Origin of the sequence: Pseudomonas sessilinigenes (genome assembly GCF_003850565.1) — a bacterium.
Lineage (GTDB): Bacteria > Pseudomonadota > Gammaproteobacteria > Pseudomonadales > Pseudomonadaceae > Aquipseudomonas > Aquipseudomonas sessilinigenes.
Window position 1 is genome coordinate 4,197,650 of sequence record NZ_CP027706.1, and the last position, 18,946, is coordinate 4,216,595.

The following is an 18,946-nucleotide window of genomic DNA, read 5'->3' on the forward strand; positions in this document are numbered from 1 at the left end:
GCGTATTAGGGAGTGGCTACGGTCGGTGCTACGCAAGTCACGAAAAAAGCAGCTGTTGTCGTGGGGCCGAGTGTGGGTCCGCAGGCGCCGCGAACCTTATCCATGGGCGACATGGCCCAATCTGTTCCCGACGCCGTAGGCCCTGTAGCCGGGGCCTGGTCGCGATAAGCATGTGAATGTCGCGGATAGGTAAACAGGCCCTGGGCGCCTTACGCAGAATCGCTGGCAAGACGCCGACAGTCGGCCGTGGAGAACAGCATGTCCAACACCTTCCTCAACCCGGTAACCACCCAGACCTGGGCCAATGGTCGTCACATCGTCCGTTGCGTCAAAGTCATCCAGGAAACCTGGGACGTACGGACCTTCTGCTTCATGGCCGACCAGCCGATCATGTTCTTCTTCAAGCCGGGGCAGTTCGTCACCCTGGAGCTGGAGATCGAAGGCCAGCCGGTGATGCGCTCCTACACCATCTCCAGTTCGCCGTCGGTGCCCTACAGCTTCTCGGTGACCATCAAGCGCGTGCCCGGCGGCAAGGTCTCCAACCACCTGCACGACACCCTTCACGAGGGCCAGGAGCTGGCGGTACACGGGCCGGTGGGGTTGTTCAACGCCATCGACTTCCCCAACCCTAAGATCCTCTACCTCAGCGGCGGGGTCGGCATCACTCCGGTGATGTCCATGGCGCGCTGGTTCTACGACACCAACGCCAATGTCGACATGGTGTTCATCCACAGCGCCCGCTCGCCCAAGGACATCATCTACCACCGCGAGCTGGAGCACATGGCCTCGCGGATCGACAACTTCAGCCTGCACCTGATCTGCGAACGCCACGGCCTGGGCGAGCCCTGGGCCGGTTATCGCGGCTATCTCAACCACAAGATGCTGGAGCTGATGGCGCCGGACTTCCTCGAGCGGGAGGTGTTCTGCTGCGGTCCCACGCCCTACATGCACGCGGTCAAGCGCCTGCTGGAGGCCGCCGGCTTCGACATGACCCGCTACCACGAGGAGTCGTTCGGCGCGACGCCGGCCGATGCCCGGGCCGATGCGGTGGAGCAGGCCGAACAGGCCGCCGAGGCACCGGAGGTGGATGCCGCCGACCTGCACCAGGTGGAGTTCACCGCCTCGGGCAAGAGCATCCGCGTGGCCCCGGGGGAGACCGTGCACGCGGCGGCGGCCAAGCTTGGCCTGATGATCCCCAAGGCCTGCGGCATGGGCATCTGCGGCACCTGCAAGGTGCTCAAGCTGGGGGGCGAGGTGGAAATGGAGCACAACGGCGGGATCACCGAGGAAGACGAAGCCGAAGGCTACATCCTGTCGTGCTGCAGCGTGCCCAAGGGCGATGTGCGCGTGGAGTTCTGATCGGCTTTCGTGGCGCGGGAGCAAGCTGCCTCGCCACAGGCAGCTTGCTCTCGCAACCAGGCCTTGCGCTCAATACAACGCCGGGCGGCGGTCCAGGTGCACATGGTTGTGCTCGCTGATGGACTTGTGCCAGGCCTGGCCCAGGTCCAGCTCCGCCAGCAGCAACTGTGCACTGGCTTGGCGCTCGCGGCCGGCCAGCGGATAGCCATCGGCGTCGACGATGGTCGAGCCGCCGACCCAATCCACTCCACGTTCCTCGCCACAGCGGTCGCAGGCGGCGATGAACATCCGGTTGACCGCCGCATTGGCCTGCACCCGGACCATCTCCGCCGGGCGTTCGCCGGCCGGTCGCGGCCCGTTGGGCCAGTTCACCGGCGCGCACAGCAGCGCCGCCCCGGCCAGGGCCGGCAGGCGCACCCACTCGGGAAACTCCAGGTCGTAGCAGATCATCACGGCGATCGGCCCAAAGCGCGTGGCCACCACCGGCGGTGGCTCGTTGCCAGGGGTGAAGATCAGGTTCTCGCCATCCCACAGGTGGGCTTTGCGGTAAAGGGTGACAGCCCCTTCCGGCTCGACCAGGGCCGCGCTGTTGGCCACCTGGCCTTGCTCCAGGCGCTCGCAGAAGCCACCGACGATCACCACCTGCAGCTCTTCGGCCAACGCCTTCCACAGGCTAAGGGTGGGGCCGTCCAGGGTCTCCGAGAGGGCCAGGGCCTCCTGCCGGTCGTGGAACAGGTAGCCGCTCTGCACCAGCTCCGGCAGCACCACCACCTGGGCGCCCCGGGCGGCGGCCTGGCGGATCGCCGTGGCGCCGAGCTCGCGGTTGTAGTCCAGCTCGCCGATGCGTGGCGCCAGTTGCTGGCAGGCTACTTTCAAGGTGCTCGGGGTATTCATCGGGCCGCTCCTTCCAGGGTTTGTTCGCTGGCCTGGATGGCGCGTTCTTCAGCGGCCAGGTCCAGGTTGCGGGTCAGGGCCCAGTAGATCAGCCCGGCCACCGCCAGGCCGATCACGAAGGCGATGTCGGCGCCGCCCAGGGCCAGGGCCAGCGGGCCCTGGTAGAAGCTCAGGGACATGAACGGCACCATCGCCAGCAGGCCGAGGAAGTACGCGGTGAGCCCGGCGGCGGACCAGCGGCCGTAGATGCCGGCGGGGTTGAAGATGTCGCTGATGGCGTAGTGGCCTTTGCGTACCAGGTAGAAGTCCGCCAGGTTCACGGCGGTCCAGGGCACCAGGAAGTACAGCATCAGCAGCACGAAGGTGTTGAAGCTGCCCAGGTAGCTCTCGGGAATGTTCAGGGCGATCAGGAAGATCACCGCCGCCACCAGCAGGATTCCGGCGACCCGGCTCTTGAGGTCGGGCTTGATCGACTTGAAGCCGTCGATGGCGCTGATGCCGGTGAGCATGGCGCCGTAGCAGTTGACCGCCATGATGCCCACCAGCGCCGGCACCGCGATCAGCACGGTGAAGGTGCCGAAGCCCGGGATCAACCGGTTGCCGACGTCGCGCACGCTGGCGATGGCGTCCGGCGAGGGCAGGGCCGAGGCCAGGAACGCGCCCAGGGACATCAGCCACAGGGCCGAGCCGGCGGCGCCCAGGTAGGTCCAGAAGATCACCTGGCGCGACGGAGTCTGGTGCGGCAGGTAGCGCGAGTAGTCGGAGACGTACACCGAATAGCTGATCTGGTAGCCGGCGGCGGCCGACAGCTGGATCAGGAATGCCGACCAGGAAAAGTGCGCATCGGCCACCGCCGAGTCGGCTTGCAGGGTCATCAGGGCGCTGACGGTGAGCACCGCGAACACGCTGATCATCACGTAGGTCAGCCAGCGCTGCACGCTGTGCAGCAGGTCGTGGCCGACCACCGCGATCAGCACCGCGATGGCGATCATCAGCGAGTACCAGGGCGCTCGTGCGCCGGGGATCACGGTGTTGATGGCATCGGTGGCCAGGATCACGTTGAACACGTTGAAGCCGATGTAGACGAACACCACGGCGGTGAAGGGCACGATGGCGCCGCGCAGGCCGAACTGGGCGCGGGACTGGATCATCTGCGGCAGGCCCATGCGTGGCCCCTGGTTGGCATGGAAGGCCATGCAGAAGGTGCCCAGGCAGACGCCGATGACGATGGCCAGGATCGCGTATTGCAGGGCCAGGCCCAGGGCCGCGCCGGTGAAGCCGGTGACCATGGTGGTGAGTACGAAGTTGCCGGTGAACCAGAACGGACCCTGGTGCCAGACCTTGCCGTGGCGCTCGTTGCGCGGCACATAGTCGATGGAGCGGGTTTCGATCTTGAGGGACGCAGGCGGGGCTTTCGCGGTAGCGCAGGAGGTGGTCGTCATGGGGCGGTGCCTTTGTTTTTATAGGACGACCCCGGAGTCTCTGATATAGGACGCGGATGTTGAATCAGTGAAGGCAAATAATCAGTTCAGGAATTTGTGAACTGATGGCCGGCCCCGCGCAGGGGCCGGCTTTTGAGCGAGGCGCGGGCTGCCTCGCCAGGCGCGTGGGTCAGGCGCTCATCACGGTGCGGATGTCCGCCGCCAGCTCGCGCACGCGCTCTTCCTCGGTGTCCCAGGAGCACATGAAGCGCGCGCCGCCCTTGCCGATGAAGGTGTAGAAGCGCCAGCCCCGGGCGGTCAGCGCGGCCAGGGCCGGCTCCGAGAGTTGCAGGAACACGCCGTTGGCCTGCACCGGGAACATCAGTTCCACGCCGGGGATGTCTTCCACCAGCTTGGCCAGCAGTTGCGCGCAGTGGTTGGCGTGGTGGCCGTACTTGAGCCAGGCATCGTTCTCCAGCAGGCCGACCCAGGGCGCCGAGAGGAAGCGCATCTTCGAGGCCAGCTGGCCAGCCTGCTTGCAGCGGTAGTCGAAGTCTTCGGCCAGCTTGTGGTTGAAGAACAGGATCGCCTCACCCACTGCCATGCCGTTCTTGGTGCCGCCGAAGCACAGCACATCGACCCCGGCCTTCCAGGTCAGCTCTGCGGGCGAGCAGCCGAGGAAGGCGCAGGCGTTGGAGAACCGCGCGCCGTCCATGTGCAGGTTCAGGCCCAGTTCCTTGCAGGTGTCGCTGATGGCGCGTACTTCTTGCGGGGTGTAGACGCTGCCGACCTCGGTGGCCTGGGTCAGGGTCACGACCCGGGGCTTGGGGTAGTGGATGTCCTGGCGCTTGAGGGCCACTTCGCGGATCGAAGCCGGGGTGATCTTGCCGTTCTCGGTGCCGGCGATCAGCAGCTTGGAACCGTTGGAGAAAAATTCCGGGGCGCCGCATTCGTCGGTCTCGACGTGGGCGGTTTCCGAGCAGATCACGCTGTGATAGCTCTGGCACAGCGACGACAGGGCCAGGGAGTTGGCGGCGGTGCCGTTGAAGGCGAAGAACACTTCGCAGTCGGTCTCGAACAGGCGGCGGAAATGATCCGCCGCGCGGGCGGTCCACTGGTCGTCGCCGTAGGCGCGGTCGTGGCCATGGTTGGCCTGTTCCATGGCGGCCCAGGCCTCGGGGCAGATACCGGAGTAGTTGTCGCTGGCGAATTGTTGGCTCTTGTCGGTCATGGCCGGCTTCCGTATGAGAGGGTTCCGTGGTCGATTATGGTGCGCACTTTACCCAAGAATAACGGCCCCGCACACGCTCTGTTAGCGCGTAATAATGCATGGCACATGAGGATTTATGCGTGACGCGATATTGACCCCTGTTCCCCCGAACCGCGACGGCGCACTGGATGCGCTGAAGTGGCTGGCGCTGTTGAGCATGGTCCTGGACCACTTGCGCTATGTGGGCCTGGAGCTGGACTGGCTGTATGTGCCCGGACGCCTGGCGTTTCCCTGGTTCTGCCTGGCGATGGCGGCCAATCTTTGGCGCGTTGGCGCTGCGCGGCGGCCCGGGCAGTGGCGCTACCTGGGTTGGCTGCTGGCCTTCAGCGGGCTCAGTGAAATTCCCTACCGGTTGTTCGTTCCCGAGCCCGACACCCTGAACGTGCTGCCGACCCTGGCCCTGGGGTTGCTGGTGGCGCGGGGCTGGCAGCGGCGTAGTGGTCTTGACCTGGTTTTGGGGGTGGTAGCCCTGGGGCTGGCGGTGGGGTTTTCGCGGTGGCTGATGTTCGGTGCGTTCGGGGTGCTGCTGCCATTGGCCTTGCTGTTGGTGTTGCGCCGGCGTTGGTATTTCGCCGTGCTGACGGGGGTGGTGTGCCTGGCGGGCAATCAGTGGGAGGTGCTGTTTGCGGCGGCGCGCCTGGGTAATCCGCTGGCGGGTTGGGGGTTGGTCGCTTGTCTGCTGGCGCCGGGGCTGGGGATGTGGCTGTTGCGGGGGATGCGTGGTGGAGGGTGGGTGCCGGCGATGCGGCGGTGGGCCTATTGGTTGTATCCGGGGCATTTTTTGTTGTTGTTGGGGGTGAGGCAGGTGTTGGAGGGCGTTGCGCCATGAGGATGCTCCGCACCCTGTCGGGGGCGGAGCGTATTCGGTTCAGGCCTGGAGCCGCCAGCCCATCACGCCTAGCAGGTCGCAACTGTCGCGCAGGAGGATAGCGGCGACGTGGGCGATGTGTTGCAGGTCGGTGTGGTCGGCGTGTTTCAGCTCGGTGCGCGAGAGGCTTTCGAACAGCTGGGTGATGGCCAGCAGGCGGGTGGTGCCGTTGGCGTGGAGGACGTCCAGTGGGGCGGTTTTGTCGATGAACAGGCAGGGGATGGTGCAGTCGATGCCGGTGATGGGGATGTATTGATGAGTCATGGCGAAGGCTCCGTCGTAGATAAGAGGAGCTGCCCAGTCGTCTTCAAACGAAAAGGTGGCAGCTGTACGCGGGTTGGCGAACCGACTCAGCTACGAGCAGTAGGATCGGCAGATCCGGAGATCTCCCGCGTACAGCCGCCATAACACATCGCCGCGACCATAGAGGCTCGACGGTAAGCGGTGCAAGCATGTCTGCTCTTAGCTGAGTTCCAGGTCGCCAAACCCGGTCGCCGTTTGGGCGAATGGGGAGCATGGGGGGAGGGGGTGTGGGCGGCAAGCCAGACGGTTCTGCAAGTTTTGTAGGATCGGCCTTGGGGCTTGGCGGCCTGGTAGCCGGCCAGGTGCCCTGGGGATGGAGTACATATCCGTTGGCGGTGGGGTGGCTTGCTTATGGTTCCGCCCTTACGGCGGGTCACTTTTTTCAAACGCCAAAAAAGTAACCAAAAACGCTTGCCCCCACGTCCGGCCACTCGCTGCGCTCGGGTTCCCTCGTTCCGGTACTTCTCAGGGGGCATCGCTTCCAGCGATGTCCTCGACTGCGTCGAGGGGCGCTGCGCGCCATTCCCCTGATAAGCACCTGCACTCGGCCTTCCCAGGGGGCGGGTGAATCAAGATCACTAGCGTACGGCGCGCCCTACCGGGCGGCGCATCGCGGGTGGGGTGTGCGTGTTTGGCATCGCTTCGTGTAGCCGCTGCCGAAGGCTGCGTACGGGCGCGTAGTGGCCGTGGGGTGTGGGGGTGGGAGGCTGGGGCTAGAGCCTTTGTCCGGTGCATTTGTCTGTGGGCGCCGGGGTATGTCGTAAACGCATCTTTGCGTGGCGTCCATAGGCATCTGGGCTCTGCGTGGCGGTCATACCATCGCATCCAAAGGGCGCAGCTTCAGGGCTGGCCTCACCGAGACGAAAGGCGCAGCGCCGCCGCTGGGAGAGACGTGATGTTCAGCAAGCAAGACCAGATCCAGGGCTACGACGATGCACTGCTGGCGGCGATCAATGCCGAGGAGCAGCGCCAGGAAGACCACATCGAGCTGATTGCGTCGGAGAACTACACCAGCAAGCGAGTGATGCAGGCCCAGGGCAGCGGCTTGACCAACAAGTACGCCGAAGGGTACCCGGGCAAGCGCTACTACGGCGGTTGTGAGCATGTGGACAAGGTCGAGGCCCTGGCCATCGAGAGGGCCAAGCAGTTGTTCGGTGCCGACTACGCCAACGTTCAGCCGCATTCCGGTTCGTCGGCCAACAGCGCCGTGTACCTGGCCTTGCTGCAGGCTGGCGACACCATCCTCGGCATGAGCCTGGCCCACGGCGGGCACTTGACCCACGGGGCCAAGGTGTCGTCCTCGGGCAAGCTGTACAACGCGGTGCAATACGGGATCGACACCAACACCGGGCTGATCGACTACGACGAGGTCGAGCGCCTGGCCGTGGAGCACCAGCCGAAGATGATCGTCGCCGGCTTCTCGGCCTATTCCAAGACCCTGGATTTCCCGCGCTTCCGGCAGATCGCCGACAAGGTCGGGGCGCTGCTGTTCGTCGACATGGCCCACGTTGCCGGGCTGGTGGCGGCCGGCTTGTACCCCAACCCGATCCCGTTCGCCGACGTGGTCACCACCACCACCCACAAGACCCTGCGCGGTCCCCGTGGCGGGCTGATCCTGGCCAAGGCCAACGAAGAGATCGAGAAGAAGCTCAACGCCGCGGTGTTCCCCGGCGCCCAGGGCGGCCCGCTGATGCATGTGATCGCGGCCAAGGCGGTGTGTTTCAAAGAGGCCCTGGAGCCTGGCTTCAAGGCCTACCAGAAGCAGGTGATCGACAACGCCCAGGCCATGGCCGGCGTGTTCGTCAAACGTGGCTACGATGTAGTGTCCGGCGGCACCGATAACCATCTGTTCCTGGTCAGCCTGATCCGCCAGGGCCTGACCGGCAAGGATGCCGATGCCGCCCTGGGCCGCGCCCATATCACCGTGAACAAGAACGCCGTGCCCAACGACCCGCAGTCGCCGTTCGTCACCTCCGGCCTGCGCATCGGTACCCCGGCGGTCACCACCCGTGGCTTCAAGGTCGCCCAGTGCACCGAGCTGGCCGGCTGGATCTGCGACATTCTCGATCACCTCGGCGATGCCGATGTCGAGGCCAATGTCGCCCGCCAGGTGACGACCCTGTGCGCCGATTTCCCGGTCTACCGCTGAGAGCCGCCATTGGAGCAATGACTATGCAACGCTACTCGGGCTTCGGCCTCTTCAAGCACTCTCTGAGCCACCATGAAAACTGGCAGCGCATGTGGCGCACGCCGACCCCGAAGAAGGTCTACGACGTGGTCATCGTCGGCGGTGGCGGCCATGGCCTGGCCACGGCCTATTACCTGGCCAAGGAACACGGCATCACCAACGTCGCGGTGGTGGAGAAGGGCTGGCTGGGCGGCGGCAACACCGCGCGCAATACCACCATCGTGCGTTCCAACTACCTGTGGGACGAGTCGGCGCAGCTCTACGAGCATGCGATGAAGCTCTGGGAAGGCCTGTCCCAGGACCTGAACTACAACGTGATGTTCTCCCAGCGCGGGGTCTACAACCTGTGCCACACCCTGCAGGACATCCGTGACTCCGAGCGCCGGGTCAGCGCCAACCGCCTCAACGGCATCGATGGCGAGCTGCTCAACACCCAGCAGGTGGCGGACGAGATTCCCTACCTGGACTGCTCGAAGAACACCCGTTATCCGATCCTCGGCGCTACCGTCCAGCGCCGTGGCGGCGTGGCCCGGCACGATGCCGTGGCCTGGGGTTTCGCCCGGGCCGCCGACGCCCTGGGCGTGGACCTGATCCAGCAGACCGAAGTGATCGGCTTTCGCAAGGAAAACGGCGCCTGCATCGGCGTCGAGACCACCAAGGGCTTCATCGGGGCCAAGCGCGTGGGCGTGGTCACCGCCGGTAACTCCGGGCACATGGCCAAGCTGGCGGGCTTTCGCCTGCCGATCGAGTCGCACCCGCTGCAAGCGCTGGTATCGGAGCCGATCAAGCCGATCATCGACAGCGTGATCATGTCCAACGCAGTGCACGGCTACATCAGCCAGTCCGACAAGGGCGACCTGGTGATCGGTGCGGGCATCGACGGTTGGGTCGGTTATGGCCAGCGCGGTTCCTATCCGGTGATCGAGCACACCATCCAGGCCATCGTCGAGATGTTCCCGATCCTTTCCCGGGTGCGCATGAACCGCCAGTGGGGCGGCATCGTCGATACCAGCCCGGATGCCTGCCCGATCATTTCCAAGACCCCGGTGCCGAACATGTTCTTCAACTGCGGCTGGGGTACCGGCGGCTTCAAGGCCACCCCGGGCTCGGGCAACGTCTTTGCCGCCAGCCTGGCCAAGGGCGAGATGCACCCGCTGGCCGCGCCGTTCTCCATCGACCGTTTCCACAACGGCGCCCTCATTGACGAACATGGCGCTGCGGCCGTCGCCCACTAATCAGCGGTCCGAGGAGAAAATCCCATGTTGCATATCTTCTGTCCTCACTGCGGCGAGCTGCGCTCCGAAGAGGAATTCCATTCGTCCGGCCAGGCCCATATCCCTCGGCCGCTGGACCCCAATGCCTGCACCGACGAGCAGTGGGGCGACTACATGTTCTTCCGTGACAACCCCCGTGGCCTGCACCACGAGCTGTGGATCCACGCCGCCGGGTGCCGCCAGTACTTCAACGCCACCCGCGACACCGTGACCTACGAAATCCTCGAAACCTACAAGATCGGTACCAAGCCGCAATTCACCGCCAAGGCTGCGGGAGAGAAGGTATGAGCCAGACCAATCGCCTGTCCAACGGCGGACGCATCGACCGCAACAAGGTCCTGACCTTCACCTTCAACGGCCAGAGCTACAAGGGCTTCGAGGGCGACACCCTGGCCTCGGCGCTGCTGGCCAACGGGGTCGATATCATCGGCCGCAGCTTCAAGTACTCGCGGCCCCGGGGCATCTTCGCCGCCGGTTGCGAGGAGCCCAACGCGGTGCTGCAGATCGGCGCCACCGAAGCGACCCAGGTCCCCAACGTGCGGGCCACCCAGCAGGCGCTGTACCAGGGCCTGGTGGCCACCAGCACCAACGGCTGGCCCAGCGTCAACAACGACATGATGGGGATTCTCGGCAAGGTCGGCGGCAAGCTGATGCCGCCGGGCTTCTACTACAAGACCTTCATGTATCCGCAGTCGTTCTGGATGACCTACGAGAAGTACATCCGCAAGGCCGCAGGCCTGGGCCGCTCGCCCACCGAGAACGATCCGGACAGCTACGACAACATGAACCACCACTGCGACGTGCTGGTGGTCGGTGCCGGGCCTGCGGGCCTGGCCGCCGCCCTGGCTGCCGCTCGCAGCGGTGCGCGGGTGATCCTCGCCGATGAGCAGGAAGAGTTCGGCGGCAGCCTGCTGGACAGCCGCGAGAGCCTGGACGGCAAGCCTGCCGCCGAGTGGGTGGCCAGCGCCCTGGCCGAGCTCAAGGCCCTGCCGGAAGTGATCCTGCTGCCGCGGGCCACGGTCAACGGCTATCACGACCACAACTTCCTGACCATTCACGAACGCCTCACCGACCACCTGGGGGACCGTGCGCCCATCGGCCAGGTGCGCCAGCGCATCCACCGGGTGCGGGCCAAGCGTGTGGTGCTGGCCACCGGCGCCCACGAGCGGCCGCTGGTATACGGCAACAACGACGTACCGGGCAACATGCTCGCGGGCGCGGTTTCCACCTACGTGCGTCGCTACGGCGTGGCCCCGGGCAAGAAACTGGTGCTGTCCACCAACAACGACCATGCCTATCGCGTGGCCCTGGACTGGCTCGACGCCAGCCTGAACGTGGTGGCCATCGCCGATGCCCGGCACAACCCCCGTGGTGCCCTGGTGGAGGAAGCACGGGCCAAGGGCATTCGTATCCTGACGTCCAGCGCGGTGATCGAGGCCCGCGGCAGCAAGCACGTGACCGGCGCCCGGGTGGCGGCCATCGACGTCAAGGCGCACAAGGTCACCAGCCCCGGCGAGTGGCTCGACTGCGACCTGATCGCCAGCTCCGGCGGCTACAGCCCGGTGGTGCACCTGGCTTCGCACCTGGGCGGCAAGCCGGTATGGCGCGAAGACATCCTCGGTTTCGTACCGGGCGAAGCGCCGCAGAAACGCGTGTGCGTGGGCGGCATCAATGGTGTCTACAGCCTGGGCGACTCCCTGGCCGATGGTTTCGAAGGCGGCGTGCGCGCGGCCAGCGAGGCTGGGTTCCAGGTAGTCGAGGGTGTGTTGCCCAAGGCCCTGGCCCGGCATGAAGAGCCCACCCTGGCGCTGTTCCAGGTGCCCCATGAAAAAGGCACCGCACGGGCGCCCAAGCAGTTCGTCGACCTGCAGAACGACGTCACCGCTGCCGCCATCGAACTGGCGACCCGCGAGGGCTTCGAGTCGGTGGAGCACGTCAAGCGCTACACCGCCCTGGGCTTCGGTACCGACCAGGGCAAGCTGGGCAACGTCAACGGCCTGGCCATCGCCGCCCGTTCGCTGAACGTCAGCATCCCGCAGATGGGCACCACGATGTTCCGCCCGAACTACACGCCGATCACCTTTGGCGCCGTGGCCGGTCGTCATTGCGGGCATATCTTCGAGCCGGTGCGCTTTACCGCGCTGCATGCCTGGCATGTGCAGAACGGCGCCGAGTTCGAGGACGTCGGCCAGTGGAAGCGTCCCTGGTACTTCCCGAAGAACGGCGAAGACCTGCATGCCGCGGTCAAGCGCGAATGCCAGGCCGTGCGCGACAGCGTCGGCCTGCTGGACGCCTCGACCTTGGGCAAGATCGATATCCAGGGGCCGGATGCCCGTGAGTTCCTCAACCGCATCTACACCAATGCCTGGACCAAGCTCGACGTGGGCAAGGCCCGCTACGGCCTGATGTGCAAGGAAGACGGCATGGTCTTCGACGACGGCGTCACCGCCTGCCTGGCCGACAACCACTTCCTGATGACCACCACCACCGGTGGCGCGGCCCGGGTGCTGCAATGGCTGGAGATCTACCAGCAGACCGAATGGCCGGACCTGAAGGTGTACTTCACCTCGGTCACCGACCACTGGGCCACCCTGACCTTGTCCGGCCCCAACAGCCGCAAGCTGCTCAGCGAAGTGACCGACATCGACCTGGACAAGGACGGTTTCCCGTTCATGACCTGGAAGGAAGGCCTGGTGGGCGGCGTGCCGGCCCGGGTGTTCCGGATTTCGTTCACTGGCGAGCTGTCCTACGAGGTCAACGTCCAGGCCAACTACGCCATGGGCGTGCTGGAGCAGATCGTCGAGGCGGGCAAGAAGTACAACCTGACCCCTTACGGCACCGAGACCATGCACGTGCTACGGGCCGAGAAGGGTTTCATCATCGTCGGCCAGGACACCGACGGCTCCATGACCCCGGATGACCTGAACATGGGCTGGTGCGTGGGCCGTACCAAGCCGTTCTCGTGGATCGGCTGGCGCGGGATGAACCGCGAGGACTGCGTGCGCGAGGAACGCAAGCAACTGGTGGGCCTCAAGCCGCTGGACCCGACCCAGTGGCTGCCCGAGGGCGCGCAGCTGGTGTTCAACCCCAAGCAGGCGATCCCCATGAGCATGGTCGGTCACGTGACCTCCAGCTACGCCCACAACTCCCTGGGGTATTCCTTTGCCCTGGCGGTGGTCAAGGGTGGCCTCAAGCGCTTGGGCGAGCGGGTCTTCGCGCCCCTGGCCGATGGCCGGGTGATCGAGGCGGAAATCGTTTCTTCGGTGTTCTTCGATCCCAAGGGCGATCGGCAGAACGTCTAACCAGATCCCGTAGGAGCGAGGCTTGCCCGCGAAACGATAGGCGCAGCGCCTCAGCCAGAGCGCGTTGTGCTCATCGCTGGCAAGCTCCGCTCCTACGGGTGTGATGCAAGAATTTGAAGACAGGTGCTCTATGACCGCAGTCAACGTTTACCAACAGCGCCCGAACGACGAAGCCAAGGCGCAATCGCCATTGCACCACGCCGACCTGCCGAGCCTGGTGGGCAAGGGCCGCAAGAACGCCGGGGTGATCCTGCGCGAGAAAAAACTCCTCGGTCACCTGACCCTGCGTGGCGATGGCCATGACCCGGCCTTCGCCGCGGGGGTGCACAAGGCCCTGGGCCTGGAACTGCCGGCCGCCTTGACCCTGGTGAGCAAGGGCGAGACCAGCCTGCAATGGCTGGGGCCGGACGAGTGGCTGTTGATCGTGCCCGGTGGCGAGGAGTTCGCTGCCGAGCAGAAGCTGCGCGAGGCCCTGGGCGAGTTGCATATCCAGATCGTCAACGTCAGCGGTGGCCAGCAGATCCTCGAGCTGTCCGGCCCCGATGTGCGCCGGGTGCTGATGAAATCCACCAGTTACGACGTGCACCCCAGCAACTTCCCGGTGGGCAAGGCTGTGGGCACGGTGTTCGCCAAGTCGCAGCTGGTGATCCGCCGTACCGGCGAGGAAACCTGGGAGCTGCTGGTGCGCCGCAGCTTCTCCGACTACTGGTGGCTGTGGTTGCAGGATGCCGCGGCCGAATACGGCCTCAGCGTTCAGGCCTGAACCCTTGTCGCCAGCATGCCTCGCGCCTGCGTCGGGATTGTAGGAGCGAGGCTGCCCGCGATTCGACCGCGTAGCGGTTGCCTATCAAGAACAGGAGTTGTCCAGCATGAGCCGCGCCCCCGACACATGGATCTTGACCGCCGACTGCCCCAGCGTGCTCGGCACGGTGGACGCGGTGACCCGCTTCCTGTTCGAGCAGGGCTGCTACGTCACCGAGCACCACTCCTTCGACGACCGGCTCTCGGGGCGGTTCTTCATTCGCGTGGAGTTCCGCCAGCCCGATGGCCTCGACGAGGAGGGCTTTCGCGAGGGTCTGGCCGAGCGCGCCAGGGCCTTTGAGATGAACTTCGAGCTGACAGCCCCGCATTACCGGCCAAAGGTGGTGATCATGGTCTCCAAGGCCGATCACTGCCTCAACGACCTGCTCTATCGCCAGCGCATCGGCCAGTTGCCCATGGACGTGGTGGCGGTGGTGTCCAACCACCCGGACCTCAAGCCCCTGGCCGACTGGCACCAGATTCCCTACCACCATTTCCCCCTCGACCCCAACGACAAGCCGGGCCAGGAGCGCCAGGTGTGGCAGGTGATCGAGGCGTCCGGCGCCGAGCTGGTGATCCTCGCCCGCTACATGCAGGTGCTGTCGCCGGACCTGTGCCGCAAGCTCGACGGCAAGGCGATCAACATCCACCACTCGCTGTTGCCGGGGTTCAAGGGCGCCAAGCCCTACCACCAGGCCTACAACAAGGGCGTGAAGCTGGTGGGGGCCACCGCCCACTACATCAACAATGACCTGGACGAGGGCCCGATCATCGCCCAGGGCGTGGAGGTGGTGGACCACAGCTACTACCCCGAGGACCTGATCGCCAAGGGCCGCGATATCGAATGCCTGACCCTGGCCCGGGCGGTGGGTTACCACATCGAGCGCCGGGTGTTCCTCAACGGCAACCGCACGGTAGTGCTTTGAAGCAAGCGACAAGCTTCAAGCGACAAGCCTCAAGCTGCAAGCCTCAAGCTGCAAGCGAGAGGCGACAAGCAAAAAAGCGACACGCTCCAAGCCGCAAGAACGCGGTGTGTACTCTTCTTGCGGCTCGAAGCTTGCCGCTTGAAGCTGGCTCCACTTTCGTCACAACAACAACTACAGAGGTGACAAGCATGTCTGGTAATCGTGGTGTGGTGTATCTGGGCAGCGGCAAGGTCGAGGTACAGAAGATCGACTATCCGAAAATGCAGGACCCACGCGGCAGGAAGATCGAGCACGGTGTCATCCTGCGCGTGGTTTCCACCAACATCTGCGGTTCGGACCAGCACATGGTCCGTGGCCGTACCACCGCCCAGGTCGGCCTGGTGCTGGGCCATGAGATCACCGGCGAGGTGATCGAGAAGGGCAGCGACGTCGAGAACCTGAAGATCGGTGACCTGGTCTCGGTGCCGTTCAACGTGGCTTGCGGGCGCTGCCGTTCCTGCAAGGAGCAGCACACCGGGGTCTGCCTGACCGTCAACCCGGCCCGCGCCGGCGGTGCCTATGGCTACGTCGACATGGGCGACTGGACCGGTGGCCAGGCCGAGTACGTACTGGTGCCTTATGCCGACTTCAACCTGCTGAAGCTGCCGGACCGCGACAAGGCCATGGAGAAGATCCGCGACCTGACCTGCCTGTCCGACATCCTGCCTACCGGCTACCACGGCGCGGTGACCGCCGGTGTCGGCCCCGGTAGCACTGTGTATGTGGCCGGTGCTGGCCCGGTGGGCCTGGCAGCGGCGGCTTCCGCGCGCCTGCTGGGAGCGGCAGTGGTGATCGTCGGTGACGTCAACCCAGTGCGCCTGGCCCATGCCAAGGCCCAGGGTTTCGAGATCGCCGACCTGTCCAAGGACACCCCGCTGCACGAGCAGATCGCCGCCTTGCTGGGCGAGCCGGAAGTGGATTGCGCGGTGGATGCGGTGGGCTTCGAAGCCCGCGGCCATGGCCATGCCGGTGCCCAGCACGAGGCCCCGGCCACCGTGCTCAACTCGCTGATGGGCGTGGTGCGGGTGGCGGGCAAGATCGGTATTCCCGGGCTGTACGTCACCGAAGATCCGGGCGCGGTGGATGCCGCCGCCAAGCTGGGCAGCCTGAGCATTCGCTTCGGCCTGGGCTGGGCCAAGTCCCATAGCTTTCATACCGGCCAGACCCCGGTGATGAAGTACAACCGCCAGTTGATGCAAGCCATCATGTGGGACCGGATCAACATCGCCGAAGTGGTGGGCGTGCAGGTCATCAGCCTCGACGACGCGCCACGTGGCTACGGCGAGTTCGATGCCGGCGTGCCGAAGAAATTTGTCATCGATCCGCACAAGCTGTTCAGCGCCGCCTGAACCCTGCGATAGCGACAAAGGGCGACCCTCGGTCGCCCTTTGTCGTTGCCGAACCCTGTCGCCGCTGTCGAGCACCAGCGAGGCTGCGTACGAGTGCGCAGCGCCCGCCAACCATCCCCCGCGTTGCATCAGTCACACCCTGGACTCAGGCCTGGCGGCCCGTGCGCAGCCTGCGGCAGCGGCTACACGAAGCGAGGTTATCGCCAGTTCATTCCGGCCACAGGATCAATAGCCTTGGCCGGGATAGCTGAACCAGTGTTGTCCGTTGAGCGCCTGGCTGACGAAGGCCGGGTCATACAAGCCCGGCGCATCGCGCTGGAAACGCGAACGCCATTGCGGCAACCACCAATAGTCGAGCGCCGTACTCCTTGGGAACACCACCAGCTGCATGACGGCCTGGTCGATGGCGCCGCGCTGGTACAGCCCGTGGGTGGCGTCCATCCAGCCCAGGTAGTGATCGATGGGCAGCGAGAGCATCAAGGCCGTGGCATGCACCTTTTGCGTCTCGCTGCGCTGCGGATCGGCCAGCAGCGCCAGCGCTTCGCAGTAATAGGCCTCGGGATGCTGGACGATCGCCTGGGCCGCCGGGTCTTGAAGAATGCCCAAGGGGCCGCCGTCGTCTCGCCAGTCGGCGCCCTGGCTGTCGTTGACATGCTGGTCGATGAAGCCGCTCAAGGGGCCGGAGGCCACGGGCGATCCCGGGCATGAGGCGCTATCGACCGGGGTGCCGATGCGCCAGATGGCCACGCAGGCCGTGAGGGCTAGCAGGGTGCAGCAATAGAGCATGGGTTTCATTGGGCGCTTCCGTGCGGCGTTGGCCAGTCTGGAACCAGGCACATGGAACCATGGCCCTGGTTTTGGCGTGCGAAGTGTACCGTGCGCCGTTTTGCTGGCAAGCCGGATGCAACAAGGGGCCCTGCCGGTACAGGGGCACGTCAGAGCGCTGCCAACTGCCCCTGGTACAGCACCGGTCCAGTCGGTTGCCCGGTCGGCGAGCCACCTGAGGGCTCAAGGCTCACGGCCAGGGCAATCGGCGCGCCCAGCAGAGTGCGCTGGGCTTGGCTCAGGTTGATCCTGCCCTTGCCTCCGACCGGCACCACGCCAAGGGAGATTGGCTTGCCGTCGGCGGTAATCGCCCACAGCTCCAGGCTACGATCCAGACCCAGCGCCGGGAGGGTCAATGGCTCGACTTGCAGGTACTGGGCGTGGGCCAGGATGCGCAATGCCGGTTGCTGCTCGGCACTGAGCAACGTGGCGCTGTAGCGCACCTGGTCGTGCTGCTGGATAAAGCCGATGTACAAGGTTGCCAGCACGGCACAGGCGGCAAGAGCCAGGCGCAGGCGCATCCACAATGGATTCTTTTTCGGCAGGTGCAGCACTTGTGGTTCGATGCGTGCCTGGATGTTGTGCCACACACGCTCCGGCACATCCTTCTCCGGTAAGGCGTCCGTTAGCGTGCCCAGGCTCTCCTGCCATTGCGCCAGCTCTTGGCGCAGTGCCGGACCGTCCAGCAACAGCGTCTCGAAACGCCGCCGGGCAGCGCCCCGCATCAGGCCGATGGCGTAGTCGCCAGCCAGGGCGCGACGTCGCTCAGGGGTTTGGTAGTTCATGATTCCAGGCACCGGCGCAGGCGTTCCATGCCACGGCGAATCCAGGACTTCACCGAGCCCAGGGGCGCAGCCAGGTACTCGGCCAGCTCCGAGCTGGACAGGCCCCGGAAATAGGCCACGGTAATGGACTGGCGCTGCATCCCCTCTAGGCTTTCCAGGCAGCGGTTCAGGGCCTTGGCTTGTCGGGCACTGTCCAGTTGGTCGAGGGCCGAGGCCGTCTCGTCCAGCAACTGTTGTTCTTCGTGATCCTGCAAGGGGCGTTCACGTTGTTTACGCAGCTGGTCGATGGCCTGGTTGCGAGTGATGTTGATCATCCAGGTCATGGGGGCCGACAGGTGCGGCTGATAGTGGGTGGCGTTGTTCCAGATGCGTACGAAGCTTTCCTGAAGAACCTCCTCGGCCAGGTCCCGCCGCCCCATGAAGTGCAGCGCAATGCCATGCAGGCGCGGAGCAACGCTGTGGTACAGCGTCTCGAAAGCGTGGCGGTCTCCCAGTGAACACTGGGCCAGCAAGTGTCTGAGAGGATCAGGATCGAGGCTGGAAATGGCGGTTCTCCAGACAAGCGGGAAGAGGGCAAATGACGACCGACGACAGGGCATGCAGCCTGAGGTTAGTCCAGGGTCGGTCGTTGTTCCATTCACCTTCGTCCACCTCATGGCTGTACCGGTCCCGACGGACGTGGCCGGTACTCGGGACTCAGCCTTTGGGCAAGAGCACCCTGTCGATCACCTGGATCACGCCGTTGGACTGGTTGACGTCATAGGTGGTGATGTCGGCGACACCCCCTTTTTCATCCTTGATCTGGATGTTGTGCGGGCCATTCATCATCAGCCACAGCTTGCCACCGGACACGGTGGTCAGTTCGGCCTTGCCGCCGCCCGCCTGGATCCGCTTGGACAGCTCCATCATGTCCAGCTTGCCGGCGACCACGTGGTAGGTGAGCACGTGGGTCAGGGCTGCCTTGTTCTCTGGCTTGAGCAGGGTGTCGACAGTGCCGGCAGGAAGCGCGGCGAAGGCTGAATTGACTGGGGCGAACACGGTGAACGGACCTTTGCCCTTCAAGGTCTGGACCAGCCCGGCCGCTTTCACCGCTGCTACCAGGGTGGTGTGATCGGCGGAATTGACCGCATTGTCGATGATGTCCTTGGTCGGCAGCATGGCCTGGCCGCCAACCATGACGGTGTCGTGGTTCATTTCGGCGGCCTGGACGCTGGCCAGGCCCATGGCGGTGCCCAAGGTCAGGCTCAACAGGCTGGCAATCAATGGGGCTTTGATCGAGTGGCGCTTCATGATGGTGATCCTTGTGAGAGTACGGCCAGACAATTTCTGCCCGTGTGGGGTA

Annotated in this window: 17 protein-coding genes; 9 read left to right on the forward strand and 8 right to left on the reverse strand. The window is 65.0% G+C overall.

Annotation, left to right across the window (positions count from 1 at the left end):
- The first annotated feature begins 258 nt into the window (after positions 1 to 258).
- On the forward strand, positions 259 to 1,359 hold the full coding sequence (gbcB, locus tag C4K39_RS19390; RefSeq protein WP_022641507.1) for a glycine betaine monooxygenase reductase subunit: 1,101 nt from the start codon (positions 259 to 261) through the stop codon (positions 1,357 to 1,359).
- A gap of 69 nt (positions 1,360 to 1,428) precedes the next feature.
- Here gbcB and C4K39_RS19395 read toward each other — a convergent pair whose 3' ends face one another.
- The 3 genes from C4K39_RS19395 to C4K39_RS19405 all read right to left on the reverse strand — a co-directional run bounded on the left by C4K39_RS19395 (position 1,429) and on the right by C4K39_RS19405 (position 4,905).
- Entirely contained in the window at positions 1,429 to 2,253 is an 825-nt protein-coding gene (locus C4K39_RS19395) for a nitrilase-related carbon-nitrogen hydrolase (RefSeq protein ID WP_068583149.1), read from the reverse strand.
- Positions 2,250 to 3,695, reverse strand: a complete 1,446-nt coding sequence (locus C4K39_RS19400) for a purine-cytosine permease family protein (RefSeq protein WP_124347204.1) — start codon at positions 3,693 to 3,695, stop codon at positions 2,250 to 2,252. Before C4K39_RS19400 ends, C4K39_RS19395 begins: the two co-directional genes overlap by 4 nt.
- Before the next feature lie 169 nt (positions 3,696 to 3,864).
- Positions 3,865 to 4,905 carry a threonine aldolase family protein gene (locus C4K39_RS19405; protein ID WP_068583155.1) on the reverse strand — a complete coding sequence of 347 codons (1,041 nt, stop codon included), beginning with the start codon at positions 4,903 to 4,905 and terminating at the stop codon, positions 3,865 to 3,867.
- 115 nt (positions 4,906 to 5,020) lie between these two features.
- Between C4K39_RS19405 and C4K39_RS19410 the strand changes: the two genes are divergently transcribed.
- Positions 5,021 to 5,773 carry a TraX family protein gene (locus C4K39_RS19410; RefSeq protein WP_068583158.1) on the forward strand — a complete coding sequence of 251 codons (753 nt, stop codon included), beginning with the start codon at positions 5,021 to 5,023 and terminating at the stop codon, positions 5,771 to 5,773.
- A 39-nt stretch (positions 5,774 to 5,812) separates the two neighbouring features.
- Here the strand turns inward: C4K39_RS19410 and C4K39_RS19415 are convergent, their stop codons facing one another.
- Positions 5,813 to 6,076, reverse strand: a complete 264-nt coding sequence (locus C4K39_RS19415; RefSeq protein ID WP_053134083.1) for a hypothetical protein — start codon at positions 6,074 to 6,076, stop codon at positions 5,813 to 5,815.
- A gap of 934 nt (positions 6,077 to 7,010) precedes the next feature.
- Between C4K39_RS19415 and C4K39_RS19425 the strand changes: the two genes are divergently transcribed.
- The 7 genes from C4K39_RS19425 (at position 7,011) to fdhA (ending at position 15,994) form a co-directional block, all read left to right on the forward strand.
- Entirely contained in the window at positions 7,011 to 8,264 is a 1,254-nt protein-coding gene (locus C4K39_RS19425; protein ID WP_124347206.1) for a serine hydroxymethyltransferase, read from the forward strand.
- A gap of 23 nt (positions 8,265 to 8,287) precedes the next feature.
- Positions 8,288 to 9,538 carry a sarcosine oxidase subunit beta gene (locus tag C4K39_RS19430; RefSeq protein ID WP_022641501.1) on the forward strand — a complete coding sequence of 417 codons (1,251 nt, stop codon included), beginning with the start codon at positions 8,288 to 8,290 and terminating at the stop codon, positions 9,536 to 9,538.
- Between the two features lie 24 nt (positions 9,539 to 9,562).
- A complete protein-coding gene (locus C4K39_RS19435; protein ID WP_022641500.1) occupies positions 9,563 to 9,865 on the forward strand; it encodes a sarcosine oxidase subunit delta in 303 nt (100 codons plus the stop codon).
- Positions 9,862 to 12,879: a sarcosine oxidase subunit alpha gene (locus C4K39_RS19440; RefSeq protein WP_068605451.1), complete on the forward strand. Its 3,018-nt coding sequence runs from the start codon at positions 9,862 to 9,864 to the stop codon at positions 12,877 to 12,879. Before C4K39_RS19435 ends, C4K39_RS19440 begins: the two co-directional genes overlap by 4 nt.
- Positions 12,880 to 13,009: 130 nt before the next feature.
- Entirely contained in the window at positions 13,010 to 13,642 is a 633-nt protein-coding gene (locus C4K39_RS19445) for a sarcosine oxidase subunit gamma (protein ID WP_068583186.1), read from the forward strand.
- Between the two features lie 106 nt (positions 13,643 to 13,748).
- Positions 13,749 to 14,606, forward strand: coding sequence for a formyltetrahydrofolate deformylase (gene purU, locus C4K39_RS19450; RefSeq protein WP_085599042.1), 858 nt, complete (start codon positions 13,749 to 13,751; stop codon positions 14,604 to 14,606).
- Positions 14,607 to 14,794: 188 nt separating this feature from the next.
- On the forward strand, positions 14,795 to 15,994 hold the full coding sequence (fdhA, locus tag C4K39_RS19455) for a formaldehyde dehydrogenase, glutathione-independent (protein ID WP_031320644.1): 1,200 nt from the start codon (positions 14,795 to 14,797) through the stop codon (positions 15,992 to 15,994).
- A gap of 225 nt (positions 15,995 to 16,219) precedes the next feature.
- On the opposite strand, the gene C4K39_RS19460 is transcribed toward fdhA, so the two are convergent.
- The 4 genes from C4K39_RS19460 to C4K39_RS19475 form a co-directional block, all read right to left on the reverse strand.
- A complete protein-coding gene (locus tag C4K39_RS19460; protein ID WP_068583179.1) occupies positions 16,220 to 16,789 on the reverse strand; it encodes a hypothetical protein in 570 nt (189 codons plus the stop codon).
- A 140-nt stretch (positions 16,790 to 16,929) separates the two neighbouring features.
- Entirely contained in the window at positions 16,930 to 17,604 is a 675-nt protein-coding gene (locus C4K39_RS19465; protein WP_124347207.1) for an anti-sigma factor, read from the reverse strand.
- Positions 17,601 to 18,245: a sigma-70 family RNA polymerase sigma factor gene (locus C4K39_RS19470; RefSeq protein WP_371857919.1), complete on the reverse strand. Its 645-nt coding sequence runs from the start codon at positions 18,243 to 18,245 to the stop codon at positions 17,601 to 17,603. The genes C4K39_RS19465 and C4K39_RS19470 overlap by 4 nt, the downstream gene beginning before the upstream one ends.
- Positions 18,246 to 18,300: 55 nt before the next feature.
- On the reverse strand, positions 18,301 to 18,894 hold the full coding sequence (locus C4K39_RS19475) for a fasciclin domain-containing protein (RefSeq protein ID WP_083235772.1): 594 nt from the start codon (positions 18,892 to 18,894) through the stop codon (positions 18,301 to 18,303).
- Positions 18,895 to 18,946: the final 52 nt, after the last annotated feature.